Annotated in this window: 17 protein-coding genes and 1 pseudogene; 11 read left to right on the plus strand and 7 right to left on the minus strand. The window is 53.9% G+C overall.

Annotated features, from left to right (window positions below):
- Positions 1–135: 135 nt before the first annotated feature.
- Positions 136–1578: a mannose-1-phosphate guanylyltransferase/mannose-6-phosphate isomerase gene (locus tag HBN79_RS10930; RefSeq protein WP_169916716.1), complete on the plus strand. Its 1443-nt coding sequence runs from the start codon at positions 136–138 to the stop codon at positions 1576–1578.
- An 83-nt stretch (positions 1579–1661) separates the two neighbouring features.
- Here the strand turns inward: HBN79_RS10930 and glp are convergent, their stop codons facing one another.
- Entirely contained in the window at positions 1662–2888 is a 1227-nt protein-coding gene (gene glp / locus HBN79_RS10935; RefSeq protein ID WP_095026084.1) for a gephyrin-like molybdotransferase Glp, read from the minus strand.
- Entirely contained in the window at positions 2872–3411 is a 540-nt protein-coding gene (gene moaB / locus HBN79_RS10940; RefSeq protein WP_095002222.1) for a molybdenum cofactor biosynthesis protein B, read from the minus strand. The genes glp and moaB overlap by 17 nt, the downstream gene beginning before the upstream one ends.
- A 78-nt stretch (positions 3412–3489) precedes the next feature.
- Between moaB and mobA the strand changes: the two genes are divergently transcribed.
- Together mobA and HBN79_RS10950 are read left to right on the plus strand one after the other, a co-directional pair.
- Complete coding sequence (gene mobA / locus HBN79_RS10945) at positions 3490–4059, plus strand: molybdenum cofactor guanylyltransferase MobA (protein WP_095023999.1); 570 nt, start codon at positions 3490–3492, stop codon at positions 4057–4059.
- Between the two features lie 104 nt (positions 4060–4163).
- The gene (locus tag HBN79_RS10950; RefSeq protein ID WP_095002224.1) at positions 4164–4385 is read left to right on the plus strand and encodes a YgdI/YgdR family lipoprotein; all 222 of its coding nucleotides are present in this window, start codon (positions 4164–4166) and stop codon (positions 4383–4385) included.
- 48 nt (positions 4386–4433) lie between these two features.
- Here HBN79_RS10950 and HBN79_RS10955 read toward each other — a convergent pair whose 3' ends face one another.
- Complete coding sequence (locus HBN79_RS10955; RefSeq protein ID WP_169916717.1) at positions 4434–5324, minus strand: pseudouridine synthase; 891 nt, start codon at positions 5322–5324, stop codon at positions 4434–4436.
- Between the two features lie 42 nt (positions 5325–5366).
- Positions 5367–5603: a glutaredoxin family protein gene (locus tag HBN79_RS10960; protein ID WP_095002226.1), complete on the minus strand. Its 237-nt coding sequence runs from the start codon at positions 5601–5603 to the stop codon at positions 5367–5369.
- A 209-nt stretch (positions 5604–5812) separates the two neighbouring features.
- On the opposite strand from HBN79_RS10960, the gene HBN79_RS10965 reads away from it, so the two are divergent.
- The 5 genes from HBN79_RS10965 to HBN79_RS10985 all read left to right on the plus strand — a co-directional run bounded on the left by HBN79_RS10965 (position 5813) and on the right by HBN79_RS10985 (position 10126).
- Positions 5813–7546, plus strand: a complete 1734-nt coding sequence (locus tag HBN79_RS10965) for a monovalent cation:proton antiporter-2 (CPA2) family protein (protein ID WP_095002227.1) — start codon at positions 5813–5815, stop codon at positions 7544–7546.
- 142 nt (positions 7547–7688) lie between these two features.
- The gene (locus tag HBN79_RS10970) at positions 7689–8003 is read left to right on the plus strand and encodes a YqjD family protein (protein WP_095002228.1); all 315 of its coding nucleotides are present in this window, start codon (positions 7689–7691) and stop codon (positions 8001–8003) included.
- A gap of 1 nt (position 8004) precedes the next feature.
- On the plus strand, positions 8005–8379 hold the full coding sequence (locus tag HBN79_RS10975; protein WP_095002229.1) for a phage holin family protein: 375 nt from the start codon (positions 8005–8007) through the stop codon (positions 8377–8379).
- On the plus strand, positions 8376–8714 hold the full coding sequence (locus HBN79_RS10980) for a hypothetical protein (RefSeq protein WP_095002230.1): 339 nt from the start codon (positions 8376–8378) through the stop codon (positions 8712–8714). The genes HBN79_RS10975 and HBN79_RS10980 overlap by 4 nt, the downstream gene beginning before the upstream one ends.
- Before the next feature lie 758 nt (positions 8715–9472).
- Entirely contained in the window at positions 9473–10126 is a 654-nt protein-coding gene (locus tag HBN79_RS10985) for a hypothetical protein (protein ID WP_095002231.1), read from the plus strand.
- A gap of 87 nt (positions 10127–10213) precedes the next feature.
- On the opposite strand, the gene HBN79_RS10990 is transcribed toward HBN79_RS10985, so the two are convergent.
- The 3 genes from HBN79_RS10990 to HBN79_RS11000 all read right to left on the minus strand — a co-directional run bounded on the left by HBN79_RS10990 (position 10214) and on the right by HBN79_RS11000 (position 12984).
- Entirely contained in the window at positions 10214–11566 is a 1353-nt protein-coding gene (locus HBN79_RS10990) for a deoxyguanosinetriphosphate triphosphohydrolase (RefSeq protein WP_095019392.1), read from the minus strand.
- Positions 11567–11784: 218 nt separating this feature from the next.
- Positions 11785–12327, minus strand: coding sequence for a hypothetical protein (locus tag HBN79_RS10995; protein ID WP_095026081.1), 543 nt, complete (start codon positions 12325–12327; stop codon positions 11785–11787).
- Between the two features lie 198 nt (positions 12328–12525).
- Entirely contained in the window at positions 12526–12984 is a 459-nt protein-coding gene (locus tag HBN79_RS11000) for a hypothetical protein (RefSeq protein ID WP_169916718.1), read from the minus strand.
- A gap of 550 nt (positions 12985–13534) precedes the next feature.
- Here HBN79_RS11000 and HBN79_RS11005 point away from each other — a divergent pair.
- From HBN79_RS11005 to HBN79_RS11015, 3 genes and pseudogenes are all read left to right on the plus strand, one after another.
- Positions 13535–14117 (plus strand): annotated as a pseudogene (locus tag HBN79_RS11005) (deoxyguanosinetriphosphate triphosphohydrolase); the annotation flags it as partial.
- Between the two features lie 266 nt (positions 14118–14383).
- Positions 14384–15010 carry a response regulator transcription factor gene (locus HBN79_RS11010; protein ID WP_095002233.1) on the plus strand — a complete coding sequence of 209 codons (627 nt, stop codon included), beginning with the start codon at positions 14384–14386 and terminating at the stop codon, positions 15008–15010.
- A gap of 8 nt (positions 15011–15018) precedes the next feature.
- Entirely contained in the window at positions 15019–18642 is a 3624-nt protein-coding gene (locus tag HBN79_RS11015; RefSeq protein WP_169916719.1) for a transporter substrate-binding domain-containing protein, read from the plus strand.
- Positions 18643–18660: the final 18 nt, after the last annotated feature.

Below are 18660 nucleotides of genomic sequence, written 5' to 3' on the forward strand. Positions count from 1 at the left end.
TCTGATTGCTTGGACAACAGCCAGACCGAAAAGGCCCATGCACCCGTGATTTAACCTTCACGGCTCGATCAAAAGCGCAGAACCGGTCAGACTTCAACCCCTGTAAGTTGTCCAATGATTCTAGAGGCGTTCTGTATGAGCACACTGGTTCCCTGCATCATCGCCGGTGGCGCTGGCACCCGGCTATGGCCAGTGTCGCGCGAGGCCATGCCCAAGCCCTTTATGTGCCTGCCCGATGGTCAGAGCCTGCTGCAAAAGACCTTTGCCCGCGCAACCGGCCTGCGTGACGTTGGCCCGTTGCTGACCGTAACCAACAGGGAGGTGTTTTTTCGCACGCTTGATGATTACCGCGCACAGAGCATGGACGACATCGAACTGGACTTTATCCTCGAGCCATTTGGCCGCAATACTGCCCCGGCGATTGCCGCAACCGCCTTGCAGATTGCGCGGCGCTACGGCGGTGATACGCAGTTGCTGGTGCTCCCCGCCGACCATCTGATCACCGATATTGCCGCCTTCGGCCGGGCCGTCGACAACGCCCGCAAACTGGCCGACGAGGGCTGGCTGGTGACCTTTGGCATACTGCCAACCCGGGCCGAAATCGGCTTTGGTTATATAGAAAAAGGCCAGAAGCTGAACCAGGATGGCTTTGAAGTGGCGCAGTTTGTTGAAAAACCGGACGCCAAAACGGCCCAGGGCTACCTCGACGGCGGCCTGCATCTGTGGAACAGCGGCATGTTCTGCATGCGCGCCGACAGCGTACTGCAAGAATTCAGGGCCCATGCGCCTCTGGTACTGGATGCCGTGACCCACTGCCTTGATCACAGCCAGATGTTTGAGGGCAAACAACAACGCCACCTCGAACTGGACAGCCAGAGTTTCGCCCTGGTGCCCGATATCTCCATAGACTACGCCGTGATGGAGCGCTCGCAAAAAGTTGCCGTGGTGCCCTGCCAGCTGGGCTGGAGTGACATAGGCTCATGGCAGGCGGTGCGCGAGCTGACCCCGGCCGACGCCAATGGCAACCAGTGTACTGGCGAAAACGTACTGCACGATGTACACAACTGCTACATCGATTCGCCGAAACGGTTGGTGGGCGGGGTCGGACTAAACGACCTGATCATTATCGATACGCCGGATGCTCTGCTCGTGGCCGACGCCCGACGCAGCCAGGACGTCAGGCACATCGCCCGAACACTCAGACTCCAGGGCCACGACGCCTATCGCCTGCACCGCACTGTGACCCGCCCGTGGGGCACCTACACCGTGCTGGAGGAAGGTCCGGGGTTCAAGATCAAACGCATCGTGGTCAAGCCCGGAGCCGCGCTGTCCCTGCAGGTGCACCAACGGCGCAGCGAACACTGGATCGTGGTCAGTGGCAGGGCCGAAGTGAACAATGATGGCCTGGACTTCACCCTCGAAACCAACGAGTCCACCTTTATCAAACCCGGCAGCCCACACCGGCTGGGCAACACCGGGGAGGCTGAACTGGTCATGATCGAAGTGCAAAGCGGCGAGTATGTGGGCGAAGACGACATCGTGCGCCTGACTGATATCTATGGGCGCGCGCCTGTCTGAGATCATTGTGGGAGCGGGCTTGCTCGCGATGGCGATCACCCGCAATCGCGAGCAAGCCCGCCCCCACGGGTGACGCAACAGTGCTAGCCCAGCACTTCACTCAACGGGATAAACCCCACCCGGTCGCCTTCGGCCAGGGTGCAATCCTCAAGGACTTCCACCAGCCCTTCAGCCCATGCCGCGCTGCGCAACACGCCTGAACTCTGGTTTTTGTAAATCACCGCACGCCCTTGCTCCAAACGCCCGCGCAGGTACTCGCGTCGATTGCCCGGCTTGGGCCAGACAAATCCTGCAGGCACCTGGAACTTCAGCGGTTCGACAGCCTGCACGCCTTGCAGGCGCAGCAGATAAGGCCTTGCCAGCAACGCGAACGTCACCAGAGTCGAGGCAGGGTTACCTGGCAGGCCGATCACCGGCACACCGCGAAAATGCCCGCAGGTCAGGGGTTTGCCCGGCTTGATTGCCAATTTCCACAGCGCCAGCTCGCCCTCTTCGCGCAACGCAATGCCCAAAAAGTCTGCCTCACCGACCGACACTCCGCCGGTGGATAAAATCAGGTCAACCGTTCCCAACTCACCCAAGCGTTGGCGGGTGGCGGGCAAGTCATCAGGCAGAATCCCCCCATCGACCACTTCACAACCCATGCGCGCCAACCAGCTGCACAGCACTATGCGGTTGCTGTTGTAGATTTGCCCCGGGCCCAACGGCTGCCCGGGCTCGATCAGTTCATCGCCAGTGGATAACACCGCCACCTTGACCCGTCGCATGACTCGCAGCTCGGCGCAGCCCAGGGATGCTGCCAGCCCCTGCTCGATCGGCCCCAAGCGCGTCCCCGCAGTAAGGACTACCTCACCAATGGTGGTTTCCTGCCCTTTAGGACGAATGTTCTGACCTGCACGCAAGGCATGGGTAAATACCACTCGTCCGTCGGCCTGCACCACAGTATTTTCCTGCATTTCGACGCAGTCCGCGCCCGCAGGTACCGGGGCACCAGTAAAAATGCGTGCACAGGTGCCTGGCGCCAGTGGCTCCGGGGCAGTACCGGCAAAAATTCGCTGGCTAACGGTTAGCGGATCCCCGGACCAGTCGCCCAGGTTCAACGCATAACCGTCCATTGCACTGTTGGGCCAAGGGGGAAGATCAAGGCTTGCAATCAAGTCGTGGGCCAGTACGCGGCCATCCCCTGCGCCCACCGGAACCGATTCGGTGTCAAGGATCGGCGCCGACTCAGCCAGTGCCAGCAAACGCTCAAGTGCCACCTCGACGGGCATCAGCGCGCCAGTTCGGCCCGGCTTATCCACGGGTTTCACAGGCCGGTGCCTGCTTCAAGTGGGCGACGAAGTTGCAGGGGCGATGACGGGAATCCAGTTGCTCGGCCAATATCCCGTCCCAACCGGTGCGTACAGCGTTGGTCGAACCTGGCAGGCAGCACACCAGCGTACCGTTGGCCAAGCCGGCAAGAGCCCGGGACTGCACGGTCGAAGTGCCGATATCGGCCACGGAGATCTGGCGGAACAGTTCACCAAAGCCATCTACTTGCTTGTCCAGCAGACAACTGACGGCTTCTGGCGTGCTGTCCCGTGCAGTAAAACCTGTGCCGCCGGTAATCAGCACCACCTGCACCCCATCGTCGGCGATCCAGGTGGCGACCTGGGCGCGGATTTTATACAGGTCATCCTTGAGCAACACCCGTGCCGCCAGGTTGTGCCCGGCATCACGCAGGCGATCGACAAAAACCTGACCCGAAGTGTCCGTTTCCAGGGTTCGAGTGTCACTGACGGTAAGAACGGCGATATTCAAAGGTACGAAAGGTGCATCAACCTTGGCTTTCATAGACGAGGTCCAGTTGTAGGAGAAACAGCCCGGTGTTATATCACAGCGCTTCTTTTGCCTGGTTGCGCGGAGTTCCATATGAACCGGTTTCAATGCTCCATCTTGCTGCTGGCAGGTGGCCGTGGCCAGCGCATGGGCGGTCAGGACAAGGGGCTGGTGAGATGGCAGGGTCAGCCGCTGATCGCGTATGCCCAGCGCGTCACCCGCCCGCTGACCGATGACCTGATCATTTCGTGCAATCGCAACCACGAACAGTACACCCGCCTGGCCGATCAACTGGTCAGTGATGGCAATGATGACTTTGCCGGGCCGTTGGCGGGGATCCGCGCCGGGCTGGCCGTGGCCCGCCACTCACACTTGCTGGTGTTGCCCTGCGATGTACCGAAAATCGACCGCGGGTTGCTCGATGCCCTGCTGGGCGCTGCCGCTCAACATCCCGATCAGCCGCTGATGGTGCGCCACGGGGAGCACTGGGAACCGCTGTTGTGCGTGATCCCCACAGCCCTGAAAGATGCATTCGAGGCAGCCTGGCAGGCAGGTGAACGCAGCCCGCGCAAAATCATGCTCCAGCTCAATGCACGGGCCTGGCAATGCGCCGAAAATGACCCGCGGCTGGCCAATTTCAATACCCCGGACTGGCTGAAATAATCCGCGCCAGTGTCTGCCTGGGGCTAGCAATGGAACTTGCAGACGATGTATACGTCTCAAGGACAGTAATCATTAACAGCACATTCACTTGTTGGAGATACACAATGACTCACCGGACTCTCGCCGCCCTGATGCTCGCTGCTGGCATGGCCGCCCTTGCCGGCTGCTCCTCGCCTTCGGTGATCACCCTGAACGACGGTCGCGAAATCCAGACTGTCGACGCGCCAAAATACGATGACGACTCAGGCTTCTACCAGTTCAAGCAACTGGACGGTAAAGAAACCCGCATCAACAAAGACCAGATTCGTACCGTTAAAGAGCTGTAATACCGCTCTCTGGACTTAAAACAAAACCCGCCTAGTGCGGGTTTTGTTTTACCAGTCCAGATGAATCCTGCTCTCGAACAAGCGTGCTTCTCCCGTGAGCGGATCAACAAAGCGCAAACTCTGGGCCAGCAGTTTCAGCGGCTCGGCATAGTCATCGACAGCGTCCCTGATCACGTCCGGGTAGAACGGGTCATTGCATATCCCTGCCCCCAGCGCCGCCATATGCACCCGCAACTGATGCTTTTTCCCGGTGACGGGGTACAACGCATAACGCCACAACTCACCGTTTTTCTCACAAACGTCGACCAGGGTCTCGGTATTGCTGACGCCCGGCCCTTCTTTCATGCGGAAAAAAGGCTCGCCCTCCACCAGGCGGCTTTTATGCACCAGCGGCAGCTCAAGTTCAGGCAATGCGCGAGCAATGGCCTCATAGCGTTTGTCGATCTTGCGCGTGGGAAACAACGACTGATACGCCGAACGAGTGTCCGGATTGGCAGAAAACAGCACGAGGCCCGCCGTGTGCCGGTCGATACGGTGCAGGGGCACCAGATGGGGGTTGCCCAGGGTGCGGATCAAGCGCCGCAGCAGTGTTTGCTCGACATACTCACCGCCCGGGGTCACCGGCAGGAAGTGCGGCTTGTCCGCCACCACCAGATGCTCATCGGCATACAGGATGGTTTCCTGCACCGGAATGGGCGTTTCGTTGGGCACTTCGCGAAAGTAATGAATGCGCAGGCCTTCCCGGTACGCCAGCTGCGGGCTGATAGGCGCACCGTCGGCATCCAGCACCCGGCCACGGGCGATACGGTCAAGCCACTGTTCGCGGCTGATGGCACTGAAGTGTTCACTCAGGCAGTCGAGCACCGTCAACCATCTGCCTGGCGGCAGGTGCAAGGTACTGGCTTGATGCTCGGCGGCGATGAAAGGCTGGGACGACATAAAGGGTCTCGAGCGGAAAATGCAGCCGGTGATTATGCAGGTTTATCCAAGAAAATTGACCACCTGCGCAGTATCAAACGGCCAGCCCAACTCCTGGCCCGTATCGACCCGGCGCAATACCGGAATACGCAAGCCGTAGCTTTCAAACAACGAGTCGCTGTCAGCAATATCGACCAGCTCGACCATCAACCCATGCTCGACCAAGGGCATTAAAACCGCTTCGGCCAGTTCACACAGGTGACAACCCAGGGTGCCGAACAATTGGCATTCGGGAGGCATAAATAACGACCTTAGAAATAAAGTGTTTATCTTAAGAGCCTGGCCCGGTGACGTCGACCCGTAGCAGATAGCCGCAGCCGTATGCCTGATTTGCCAATACAATCGCTCTATTCCCCTGCTTGCGACTACGCTTGACCCACATCAGCGACAGACCTTCGTATTTGCCGGATGCTCGCGACCTTTTTCCCGACCTGCCAAGGAAGCCTTTCGTGTTTGCCAATCTGTTAATCATCCTTGCCTCGTCACTGGTGGTCATTGCCCTGTTCCGGCGCCTGAAGCTGCCGCCGGTGCTGGGTTACCTGTGTGTCGGCCTGTTTGTAGGTCCCACCGCCCTCGACTGGATCAATGACAGCCCCGACCTGCCTGACCTGGCAGAGCTTGGAGTGGTGTTTTTGCTGTTTTCCCTGGGGCTGGAGTTCTCGCTGCCCAAGATGCTCAAGCTGCGTCGGGTGGTATTTGGCCTGGGCAGCCTGCAAGTGCTGTGTTCGGCAGTGGCGCTGGGCGGCCTGCTGTATGCCTTTGGCATGAGCCTTAACGGCGCGTTCCTGCTCGGTGCCGGACTCGCCCTGTCATCCACGGCGATCGTAAGTAAAGAGCTGACTAGCCTGGGGGAAATCTTCAGCCGTCACGGTCAGAATGCCATTGGCGTACTGCTGTTTCAGGACGTGGTCGCGGTACTGTTGCTGACCCTGGTGCCGGTGTTCGCCGGCAGCAGCGACCAGGCCTGGTATTGGGCCTTGCCGGTTACCTTGGGCAAGACTGTGATCCTGTTTCTGGGGCTGCTGTTTGCCAGTCGCTTCCTGCTGCCGCGCCTGTTCCACGAGGTGGCGGCGTCGCGCTCGGCAGAGCTGTTTGTGTTGCTGGCGCTGGTGATCGTGCTGCTCACCGCCTGGCTCACCCACCTGCTGGGCCTGTCCCCTGCGCTCGGCGCCTTCCTGGCCGGCATGCTACTGGGTGAAAGCCACTATCGACACCAGATTGAAGCCGATATCCGACCTTTCCGGGACATTCTGCTGGGTCTGTTTTTCGTCAGCATCGGCATGCTGATCGACCTGCAGCTTTTCATTCACCACGGTTTCCTGATTTTAGGCCTGACCCTGGTCCTGATGCTGATCAAGGGTGCCGTGGTCGCGATTCTGGTCAAGTTGCGTGGCAGCGACGGAGAAACCGCCTGGCGCAGTGGCCTGGCCCTGGCCCAGGGCGGTGAGTTCTGCTTTGCCCTGATGGCGCAGATGCAGAGCAACTCGCTGATCCCGGCGGATATGGCTGCCTATCTGCTGGCCGCCACGTTCTGCTCGATGCTGCTGACACCCCTGCTGCTGCGCGCCGCGCCACTTATCGCAGCCAGCCTGCACCGGCAATCCTATGAAGAGGCGGAGCTGGAAGAAATCGCCAGCCAAAACGCCGAACTGCACGGGCACGTGGTGATGTGCGGCTATGGCCGCGTGGGCCAGTCCATTGGCCGTTTCCTGCGCAGCGAACACAAGGACTTTGTCGCGCTGGACTACGACCCCGATCGCATTGAGGAAGCAGCTAAAGCGGACAGCTGCGTGCACTACGGCGACGCCCGCCGGGGTGATCTGCTGCGCGCTGTAGGCCTGGATCGTGCGCGACTGCTGGTGATTGCCGTGGACAACACCGAGGTGGCCATGAGCGTACTCAAGGAAGCCCGGCTGATTACCCTCGAAGTGCCTATCCTGGTCAGGACCCGCGATGACAGCCAGCTCACCGAGCTGAAGGCCGCCGGGGCAACTGAAGTGGTACCGGAATTGCTCGAGTCGAGCCTGATGCTCGCCTCCCATGCCTTGATTTTGCTGGGCCTGTCAGAAAAAATCGTGCAACGCCGGGTCGACCAGGTACGCCATGACCGCTATCACCTGCTCGAAGGCTGTTTTGAAAGCGAAGACGCGCGGGAAGCTGCAATCCCCCGCGAAAACGACTGATTTAAGGTAAGGTTTTGCCTCTGTACACAAAAGACATCTCTGGCATTGCCCATCCAACAGCGTAAGCAATGCCAAGGAAACGAGTGAACCTTCACCGAAGGCCTACACTCGAACGATTATCAAGCCACTAATGGAGTGAATCATGGCCCGTAAAACAGCAAAGAATGCTCAAGAAATCCTGATGGCCGATTTCCAGACGCTGGTACTCGATGCCGAAAAGTTGCTGGAACACACCGCGTCCCTGGCCGGTGACCAGGCTGAAGAACTGCGCGCCCAGATAAAGGACAGCCTGTTCAAGGCCCGCGCAACCCTGGAAGAAACCAAGGAATCGTTGAAAGACCGCAGTCAGGCGGCTGTGGTGGCCACCGAAGATTATGTGCAGGCAAACCCTTGGCAGTCTGTGGGCATCGCGGCCGGTATCGGCTTTGTTCTGGGCCTGCTGGCAACCCGGCGCTGATATGACAGACGAATCCGGTTCCCCCCGTTCCTCACCGCGGCGCTTGGGTGCCGCATTCCTGGGTCTGTTGCACAGCCATGTCGAATTGCTGGGCATCGAACTGCAAGAGCAGAAGGCACGCACCGTCAGCCTGTTGTTGTTTGCCGGGCTGGCACTGGTGTTCGCGCTGTTGCTGCTGATCGGACTGTCGGCGCTGGTGATGATCCTGCTCTGGGACAGCTACCGCATCCCCGGCATTATCGGGCTTTGTGTGTTTTATACACTGGCCGCGGTGTTCTGCGGGCTGCGCCTCAACGCCGCGATATTCGATGAATCCTCTCCTTTCAATGCCACGCTTGAAGAGCTGGCCAAAGACCGCGAGCGTTTGTTGCCATGAGCCTGCCTGAATTGCCGAAAAATGCTTCACGCCAGGAGTTGCGCAAAACCTTGATCCGCCTGCGCATGGAAATGCACCGTCAGGAGATTCGTCATGAGTCGCAACAACTGCTGCAACCCCTGCAAAAAATGCGCGGAATGACCAGCAACTGGCAGGAAACCCTGGGGATCAAGCATGCACCCTTGTGGGGTGTGGGGATTGTCACCCTGCTCGGGTTCCTGACCGGCAGAGGCGCCAAAAGCAAAAACACCGGGGGCACGTCACGCTGGATCAGCTTGACCACTGGCTTGATACCACTGATCAAGATGGTGATCCAGGCCTCGCGCAAGCCCTGAACAGAAAGCCTCCCCCCCTCCTTCTGTGGGAGCGGGCTTGCTCGCGATGGCATCGACGCGGTTTGACTGAAACACCGCGCTGCCTGCATCGTGAGCAAGCCCGCTGCCACAGATGGCGCCCCTGATCATGCCTCCACTTGCGTCATCCGTTCTGAAACGAGAAGCTGCTGGGGCGCAAAACACAGGTCCATCCGGTCAACAGCAACGACCATATCCACACCCGCCTCACCCACTCCCTCGAAGTCAGTTGCGTCGGCCGCTCCCTGGGTGACAAGAAGCACCGGTTCGGCTGCTACCGAGCGAACTGTATTTAGGCTCCGCAGCCAAAAACGACCTTATTACAGGGTCAACAGCCAACTAGTTACAAATAAGAATATATAAGAACAAGAAGACGAAATTGTACCACTTAGGAATAACCTCGGTTTTTGTCAGGACAATTATAGAGCCGATACACCACCCTTCGAACAGCCCGTTCGAACTGACTAGGGATTTACGGTTGTTTGCATCACCAGCAAAACAAAGACACTAGCCATCGCCTGCCTATAAGTCACCTGCTCTACGCCTCTGGCGCAGCAGCGAAACCCTATCCTGTTAGCCTCTAACGAACGCATAAAAGAATGAAGCCTCTACAGCCGCTTGATCAGGCTTTGGAAATTTGATAAGTTCCTGGCCCTCATCAAATAATGGCATTAGGCCAGCCTCCCGCTTAATTTTTTGAGTTAGTCGTTTTTTTATTGCTAGCAAGCTAAGGAATAGCCATGAGTAGAAGGCCCGCGTTCGATTGTGCAGCAGTCATTTTAAGGGACAAAACAGTCACCTCCCACACAAGTGGCTCAGTTACAACCACTAAGCAAGGCAACAACGTTTCAGTTAGTAACAATATAGGAACTCATGTCAAGCTTGAGGCATTGCTTGAGTTTCAGAACGGTGACTTGCTGCCAGCGATCCTCATTGACGAGAGTTTACATGCTCCTGTTGGCAAAAAAATTCTAATGGCTTTTAAAAGTGGTGAACCAGTCGCCTATCAAGTGACCCCGAATGGAGAGATTTACACACTCGGGTATATTAGCGAAAGAGAAACTTTTACTTTTCAAGACTTTATAATGTTTGCATTGCCGGGCGTAGGCACATTTTTTAGCCTGGCCTCACTTGCAGTTACGCAAACGTATTACGAGCACGGGGAATTCAAAACCTATAACGGCAACAAAATTGTTGTCGCCGCCGGACTCGCAGTTACTGCCCTTAGCGTATACATTGCCAAAGGATGGTTTGGCTATGTAGTAGGAACAGCCCTTACTGCCGTTGGATTTTCCATCTCTGCCATTATTGGAAATTCCAAAGCAAATGAGGGACGCAAGTTAATGCTTCGCGAAATAAAAAATGAATTCGACAAACTAAAAGCTGAACTGTGATACAAAAGGCCACTTAAGTGGCCTTTTCAATGAAAAGCACATTTGCAATCACATAATAAAACAGCTGCCTAATATGTACACGCAGGCTCAACGTTCCCCGCCCATACCATTAAACTGTCGAGCCAAGTGCATGGCATAGTTATCGGTCATGCCACTCACGTAATCCAGAACCTGCATCATTGCACCGTACTCCTTGGAAACACCCCCACTGGCGTCTAAATTATTCAAGTCCAGCCCAAGAAGCTCTACCACCCTTCTCGTCTTCGAATCAGCTACACCGCCCTTTCTGACATATTCCAAAGCAGCAGAGCAGCTAACGTTTAACAGCGTAGATATAGTGCTATAAGCCCCTATTTCTAACTCAACCTTCCTGGGATGCTGGAAGATTTCATCACGCGCAAGACCTTTGGCGGCGGCTACACACTCACGGACATTCTTATCACAAAGTTCTAAAATACCTAGAACCTTGCCAGTCATGATTTCATTATGGTTATTCATGAAAGCAGTCGCTCCAGCATCTACAAAAGCTGAAATAACTTTCCCACGAATCATAGAGAGCCTACGGCCAACCTTCATGCCTTGAATTTCTTTGACTAACTGATTCTTCTGGTGATCATCAAGGACAAGGCACAGTATTTCAAAGACCTTATCCCACTCAAGGATACCCATCTCTACACCATCCTCTAAATCAAGAATGGCGTAGCAAAAATCATCAGACACTTCCATCAAGTTAGCCAGTGGATGGCGACACCGCCAACCATCACCCAGCTTTAACAAGCCAGTAGCGTCCGCCACTTCATTGAACAAACCCAATTCAGAACAGTAAATACCATATTTGTTCTGAATAGGTCTTTGCCCATTAACAGCATCACCAGCAAGCCAAGGATACTTAATGAAAGCGCCAAGCGACGCATAAGTAAGACGCATCCCCCCTTCATAGGGATGATATTCCGAGGTCGTTAAAACCCTAAACCCTTGTGCATTGCCTTCAAATCTACGTAAATCAGTAGCTTCATTAAAAGGCAATTGCTCTATTATCTTCGCCCCAACATCATTGGTGAACCAGTGACGAATAGCTTCTTCACCTGTATGCCCAAAGGGAGGGTTGCCAATGTCATGAGCGAGACAAGCAGTCTGGACAATATCACCAATATCAGAAGCTGAATGTTGCTCAGGAATAAGTCTTTCATTCAGAAGTTCCTGGCCTACTCTCACCCCCAGGGTACGGCCTACACAAGCCACTTCCAAGCTATGTGTGAGACGGTTATGAACGTGGTCATTAGTGGCAAGAGGATGAACCTGAGTCTTTCTGGCAAGGCGTCTGAAAGCTCCGGAGAAAATAACCTTGTCGTGGTCTGAGTGGAAAGGTGAACGGCCTAGCTCAGATTTAGGAGGACGACCGCCAAGACGGGTGTTATTCAGCAACTTGTCCCAACTCATGCTTCCCATGCTTACCTCTCAAACCATTTATACAACATCCAGCATAGCTTACTTAAACAATATTTCAAAACACACTTTAACCCGTATCAACTTATATTATCGCAAAGCCCGAGCATCAACCCGAACAATAGCCATCCACCTACGACACAAACAATGCCACCAATTTAAATACGAATACAAAAAAAGACTATCTAAATAGTCTTTTTTATACTTATTTATTAAAAAAATGTACCGTCATCCATTGCCGACTCCAACTGATCCTTGTAATAACTCTCATTGAATTTCTCAACTTTATTGTAAGTCATTAACTTGTCCGGCTTACGATATTCGTCATCGCTTGCAAATGCTTGGAAGGTGCTGTCATCAACCATCCGAATATGCAGTTGAAGTTCTCTCGATTCGTAACCATAAAACTCAACAAATCCCGGAATTTGACTTTGACGGGCAATCATCAAAGCTTCTTTAACCGGCTTATCATAAAGGTAGTAAGTAGCTTTTACCATTATAGCCCCACCCGTTTCAGTGTCATTTTTACCGAAACGAGTGTTTACATAAGGTTCAAAAACCACACCACCATTCATGTCTTTTGATTGACCAAGCCATCTGTAACCTTCAAGAGCCTTAGTGATTGACTTGATAGGTCCAGCATACTGAACACTGGTTCTATCTTTATCAAGTTCTGCACGCTCAAATGTTTCTGCACTAGCAACAGAAGATGAAGTAGCCAATACTACTGCGAAGCACAATCCAATTATTTTCACTTATCTCTCCTTTTTAGTTAATCGGCTACACAGCCCAATAAAGCTTTAAACAATAAACAAGACTGCTCGATTAGCCCTTCTTATCTCTCTTTACTAGAAAATCATACCACTATCTCTCGCGGATTTAAGCTTGTCTTTATAATTACTCTTATTAAACTCTTCAACTTTTTTGTAAGTCATTAGGTTTTTCGCTGGATTTTAATATTGGTCATCGCTAGAAAAAGCTTGAAAGGTGTCAGCACCCACCATTCTTATGTGAAGTTGAAGCTCTCTTGAGTCCAAACTATAAAACTCAACAAACCCCGCAACTTGGCTTTGACGGGCAATCATCAAAGCTTCTTTAACCGGCTTATCATAAAGGTAGTAAGTAGCTCTTACCATTATAGCCCCACCCGTTTCAGTGTCATTTTTACCAAAACTATTATTTACATGGGGTTCAAAAACCACGCCACCATTCATGTCATCTGATTGACCAAGCCACTTATAACCTTCAAGCGATTTAGTGACTGACTTAATAGGGCCTGCGTACTGAACACTGGTTCTATCTTTATCAAGTTCTACTCGCTCAAAGGTTTCTGCTGATGCTGCAAACGACGAAACCGCAATCAACGACGCAAATACAACACTTATAATTTTATCCATTTTTTCCTTTTCCATTTAATAGATTGCATAAACCAATCAACGCTAGAACGGACAAATCCTATCACAAAACGATTGATTGTAAAATGCCACTACCCCCTACACAAAAATAAATTCACAACCTGCTAATAACTTCTCCACTGCTATACCTGACAGACAAACAGCAACAGGAAATTTAACAACCCCTTACAGCTAGCATCCCCCCCTGACTAAAGTACAGATTACAAACACCCCAGCTCACTCGACAAGCTATAACAGTTAGAGAAAAATCACGACTTATAAACACCCCCCTAACAGCCCAACCTGACTAAACAAAAGGAACTGGGTATTTTGCCGCCTATAGCCAGTCAACAGGAAGTAAATAGAGTTCACCGCACATAAAAAACACTTATTACTTAAGGAAAACCTTACATAAACCAACCCACCAAACACATATATACTCTAAACCTGAAGACCCTCAACGGCAGATCATGGCCTCTTCAAAATATCCAAAACTGCAATGATGTAACTAGCCTTGTCCATTTATCACCAAGAGAGGTTCCCAAACGCAAACGCAGCTTCTCCATGTGTCGAGTCCCTGCTGCTGAACCTGGTGGGCGATGATTTGCCTGAAACTTTTCGCCTGCTTGGCCCCAACGACTCACGACGGCGAAAACGGGCAATACTGCGCGGCAAGGCCATCGAACATCTGACCAACGCCGCTGCCCGGGCTTTTGTCGAACAACAGCAAGCACTGCTGGCACCAGGGGATCTGGTCGAGCATATGCACGGCACGGCCACGTTGCGTGCTGGACAACAAAGACATGGCACGCAAAAAAATCTTCCAGGACAAATGCAAAACCTTGCATGAAATGGATGCCTATACGTCCCTGGAAATCCTCCTCAATGCATTCTGTGGCGCCGCGCTTTCGCAGCATTGCGGTCGTACCCCATCGTTCAAAAACCGTCGAATCCTCGATTTGCTGGGCAACAATGCTCCCGACCCACAGTGGCCATTACATCGATCGTTTATGCGCATCAACGACTTTATTGCCGGCATGACCGACAGTTATGCCACTGAAATGGCCAGAGCAATGACAGGTCACTCCACCCCCCGCCTGACAACCGCTGCCCTCCCCTGCCAAACAGGGAGGGCACGCAGCTCCACTTGATCAAACACTATGTTTACCACATGAAGTAGCAAGTAAGACTTTTCCATACACAAGAAAGAAATATACTCGCGCGCCCAGCGTTAAACTCAAAAAATCTTTAAACGCGCATTTAAATACGCCTCTCCCCTTGTGTATTTAGTGAGCCATCGCCTTATTTTGCGTAGGATAATTCCCATACTACGTTTGTAGGCTCCCCGGTTCCTGCCCCAGCTCTTACATCTGAGCTAAGGTCGCGCTTTCTATTCAGCACCTTATGGGGAATCAATATGAACACCGTATTTATTGTCGACGACCATCCTGTAATCCGGCTCGCAATTCGCATGTTGTTAGAACATGAAGGTTATGAAATAGTCGGAGAAACCGACAATGGAGTAGACGCCATGCAGATGATCCGCGAGTGCACTCCTGATCTGGTAATTCTTGATATCAGCATCCCCAAACTCGATGGCCTGGAAGTGCTGTCACGCTTCAGCTCAATAAGCCCAGCCCTCAAGACGCTGGTTCTCACATCGCAGTCACCGACACTTTTCGCCATGCGCTGCATGCAATCCGGTGCAGCCGGGTATGTGTGCAAACAAGAAGAGCTGAGTGAGCTTACCAGTGCAATAAAAGCGGTATTTTCTGGCTACAACTATTTTCCAAGCCAGGCATTGACTTCTGAAACAAACGATCACAACAACTCATCTGAAATCGAGTTATTCAAACTTGTCAACGACAGGGAACTTATGGTTCTGAAGCTGTTCGCACAAGGCAAAACAAACAAGGACATTGCAGCCGGCATGTTTTTAAGCAACAAAACCGTGAGCACTTACAAAAAGCGCCTCATGCAAAAACTGAAAGCCCATTCGCTGGTGGAACTTATCGAGCTGGCAAAACGTAATGGTCTTGTATGAAAAACAGGATGCCCGCACGATTAATCAAGTACCTGTCACTTTTTGCGGGGTTAGTTCTGTGCGTGCCCGTGCTGGCCGCCCCGGTCCGCAGTGAAACCCTTACGTTGCTCAGCCGCTCGAGTTCCGGCCACATTGAAGTCCCCCTGGACAACACTCAACGATACTGGCTGCAAAATAAGCGCGAACTCGTGATCGGCACCTCTGCTGCCGACTATCCACCGTTCGACATGACCGATAGCGGTCGGGACTACGAAGGCCTCACCGCAGATTACGCCGGCCTTCTGCGCAAAGCCCTCAAGCTGTCGATCAGGATCCAGCGCTTTGCCTCCAGAGAAGCAGCCATCAAGGCACTCGAGGACGGCCAGATTGACCTGCTGGGTACTTCCAACGGCTTTGAGGCCGCGAACCAGCACCTTGTACTTTCCATTCCCTATGCCATCGACCAACCCGTACTGGTGACCCGAGAGGGAGAAACACGCTCACTCTCCCAAGGCCTCGCCGGTTTGCGCTTGAGTATGGTGTACCACTATCTGCCCCAGGAGGAAGTAAAGGCGCTTTATCCCCAGGCAATCATCCAGTCTTATCCGTCCTATCAAAATGCCATTAATGCCGTGGCTTTCGATCAGGCGGATATTTTTCTGGGGGACACTGTGTCGACCCATTACATGATCAACAAGGGGTACCTGAAAAACATCAAGATGGCCAATTTTGGCAAACACGAAGCCCATGGATTCAGCTTTGCAGTGCGTCGGGACAACTCGCCCCTGCTAGGCATCATCAACGCCACACTCAAGGCCGTACCCAACAGTGAACAAGAAAGCATTGCCAAACGCTGGAGCGCTGGCAGTGACATTCTACTGTCCGATCAGAAGCTGCAGCTTACTCAGCGAGAAGCCCGTTGGCTGCTCAAGCATCCTGTGGTCAACGTAGTGGTCAACGAAACCATGGCACCCCTGACATTTTTTGATGCCAGCGGGGATTTCCGAGGCATTACTGCCGACCTGCTGGAGATGATCCGTCTGCGCACGGGGCTGCGCTTCGAAATACAACGCGCGAACAGCCTCGACACCATGACCCGAATGATCAGTCGGCACGAAACCGACATTATCTCGGCCATCAATCCTTCAGCCTCACGAGAAAGCGCCCTCAGTTTCACCCGTCCCTATCTGGTGAACTCCTTTGTCCTGCTTACGGCAAAAGGTGATGGGCAACCTGCGAGCCTTGAACAACTTGCGGGTAAAAAACTGGCCTTGACCCGAGGCAATCCCCTGACCGATTACCTGCGCAGTCAATACCCGCAGATAACACTGGTAGAAACCGGGGATATCTATCGCGCCACAGAACTGCTGGCCGAAGAGAAAGTGCAAGGTGCAGTCAGTACGCTGGTCATCGCCAACTACCTGCTGGCCTCGGGGTTGTTTCAGGACCGGTTACAAATCAGTGCCACCATCGGCACCCAACCCGCCATGTTTTCCCTCGCCACTGCCCGGGATGCCAGCGAGTTGTCCTCAATCCTCAACAAGGCGTTGTTGAGTATCGCGCCTGATGAGCTGGGCATTATCAACAGCCGCTGGCGGGGCTATGTGCCGGCATCTGATAGTTACTGGCACAATTACCATCGCCTGTTCTACCAGTTCATCATTGGCACCAGCCTTTTACTGTTGCTGTCCCTGATCTGGAATGCCTATATGCGGCGCCAGATCCGGCAACGAAAATCGGCCGAACGTGCACTCAGCGATCAGTTCGAGTTCATGCGTGCGCTCGTCAACGGTACGCCTCATCCTATTTATGTGCGTGATCGCGAAGGTGTTCTGAAAACCTGCAATGACAGCTACTTGAATGCCTTTTCAGCCAGGCGCGAAGAAGTCATCGGCAAGACCGTGATGCAAACCTGCGACCTCCTGAGCAACGAATGTGAAGCCCGTGACTATCAGGCCGACTACCTGCGTGTCATGCGTGAAGGTACTCCGCTGGTGACTGATCGCCCGCTGAGAATCGGCGAAAAAACGCTCACTATCTATCACTGGATTCTTCCCTATCGGGACTCCCTGGGCGAAGTACAGGGCATCATCGGTGGCTGGATTGATATCAGTGAACGTCATCAGCTACTGTATGAGCTGCGTACGGCCAAGGAGCTGGCAGATGATGCCAACCGGGCCAAAAGCACCTTCCTGGCAACCATGAGCCATGAAATCCGTACACCGATGAACGCAGTGATCGGTTTGCTTGAACTGACGCTCAAGCGCGCCGACCATGGGCATCTCGACCGCCCGTCCATTGAAGTTGCTTATAACTCGGCCAAAGACCTGCTGGAGCTGATAGGCGATATTCTTGATATTGCCCGTATAGAGTCCGGCCGCCTGAACCTGTGCCCGGAACGCGTCAATCTGCACCAACTGGCACACTCCGTGATGCGGATTTTTGATGGCCTGGCGCGGCAAAAAAACCTCACGCTCGACCTGCGTTTCGATGCAACAGACGATCTACCCGACGTACTGATCGATCCGCTTCGTCTCAAGCAAATCCTGACCAACCTGATCAGCAATGCGATCAAGTTCACCCAACAAGGCCGGGTGACGCTTGAAATCAACTTGCTGCCAGCCGGCACCCCTGAGCGGACTGAACTGCACTTGAGCGTCAAAGACACTGGCATCGGCATCAGCGAGCGTGATCAGGCACGCCTGTTTGAGCCCTTCGCCCAGGCACAGAACAGCGGGCAACTGGCGCTCAATGGTGCCGGTCTTGGCCTTGTCATCTGCCGTAGCCTGTGCGAAATGATGGGCGGTACCCTGGTACTGAGCAGCCAGGAAAGTGCAGGTACCCAGGTTCAGATAAAACTTGAAGTGCCGACCCTGACGCCGTCCCAGTGCACCCCCGCACAAGAACCCTCAATCAACCCTGCCGCTCATCCGCTTAACGTACTGGTGGTGGATGATCACCCGGCCAACCGCTTGCTGATGTGCCAGCAACTTGGATTTTTAGGGCACAGGTTTACCACCGAGCACGACGGCGCCGCAGGTTTGAAAACCTGGAAGACAGGCAAATTCGACCTGGTCATTGCAGACTGCAACATGCCTGTCCTGAATGGCTATGAACTGACTCGAGCCATACGCAAGCATGAGCTGGCCTCCAGCCAACGGCCATGTACCGTGCTGGGGTTTACTGCAAATGCCCAACCGGAAGAGCGGCAACGCTGCAAGCAGGCAGGAATGGACGACTGCCTGTTCAAACCCATCAGCCTGACCCTGTTGAGTCAACGACTGGCCATGCTTGAGCCGCTATTCCACTGCCCGGAAGCCTTCAACGCCGACGCTCTCAGCCCGCTTACAGGAGGCGACAAGGAACGAACAAGACTCTTGCTGGAAGAACTGCTCCGCAGCAACTGCCAGGATCTCAAGACGCTGCTTGAGTTACCTGACAACGGCGAATTGCAGGCGTTTGTCGAAATTGCCCACAGGATAAAAGGCGCTGCCCGCATTGTGGGCGCCCAAAGCCTGATCAACAACTGCGAGGCACTGGAGCAAGCCACGCCCGCTAACCTCGTGCAGGCCCGCGAGCAAGTGCAGGTCTCCATGCGTGCACTGGGACAGGCGCTGGCCCTGCAACTTGAATCGTTGACGAAGCACACCTGAGCGCCAATCAAAGGCAGG

Origin of the sequence: Pseudomonas sp. WS 5051, assembly GCF_012985715.1 — a bacterium.
GTDB lineage: Bacteria > Pseudomonadota > Gammaproteobacteria > Pseudomonadales > Pseudomonadaceae > Aquipseudomonas > Aquipseudomonas bubulae.

Excerpts from the sequence above, each read along its gene's own strand:
- HBN79_RS10930 (WP_169916716.1), top strand. The coding sequence starts at position 136 with ATGAGCACACTGGTTCCCTGCATCATCGCCGGTGGCGCTGGCACCCGG.
- moaB (WP_095002222.1), bottom strand. The coding sequence starts at position 3,411 with ATGAAAGCCAAGGTTGATGCACCTTTCGTACCTTTGAATATCGCCGTT.
- mobA (WP_095023999.1), top strand. The coding sequence starts at position 3,490 with ATGAACCGGTTTCAATGCTCCATCTTGCTGCTGGCAGGTGGCCGTGGC.
- HBN79_RS10950 (WP_095002224.1), top strand. The coding sequence starts at position 4,164 with ATGACTCACCGGACTCTCGCCGCCCTGATGCTCGCTGCTGGCATGGCC.
- HBN79_RS10955 (WP_169916717.1), bottom strand. The coding sequence starts at position 5,324 with ATGTCGTCCCAGCCTTTCATCGCCGCCGAGCATCAAGCCAGTACCTTG.
- HBN79_RS10960 (WP_095002226.1), bottom strand. The coding sequence starts at position 5,603 with ATGCCTCCCGAATGCCAATTGTTCGGCACCCTGGGTTGTCACCTGTGT.
- HBN79_RS10970 (WP_095002228.1), top strand. The coding sequence starts at position 7,689 with ATGGCCCGTAAAACAGCAAAGAATGCTCAAGAAATCCTGATGGCCGAT.
- HBN79_RS10975 (WP_095002229.1), top strand. The coding sequence starts at position 8,005 with ATGACAGACGAATCCGGTTCCCCCCGTTCCTCACCGCGGCGCTTGGGT.
- HBN79_RS10980 (WP_095002230.1), top strand. The coding sequence starts at position 8,376 with ATGAGCCTGCCTGAATTGCCGAAAAATGCTTCACGCCAGGAGTTGCGC.
- HBN79_RS10985 (WP_095002231.1), top strand. The coding sequence starts at position 9,473 with ATGAGTAGAAGGCCCGCGTTCGATTGTGCAGCAGTCATTTTAAGGGAC.
- HBN79_RS10990 (WP_095019392.1), bottom strand. The coding sequence starts at position 11,566 with ATGAGTTGGGACAAGTTGCTGAATAACACCCGTCTTGGCGGTCGTCCT.
- HBN79_RS11000 (WP_169916718.1), bottom strand. The coding sequence starts at position 12,984 with ATGGAAAAGGAAAAAATGGATAAAATTATAAGTGTTGTATTTGCGTCG.
- HBN79_RS11010 (WP_095002233.1), top strand. The coding sequence starts at position 14,384 with ATGAACACCGTATTTATTGTCGACGACCATCCTGTAATCCGGCTCGCA.
- HBN79_RS11015 (WP_169916719.1), top strand. The coding sequence starts at position 15,019 with ATGCCCGCACGATTAATCAAGTACCTGTCACTTTTTGCGGGGTTAGTT.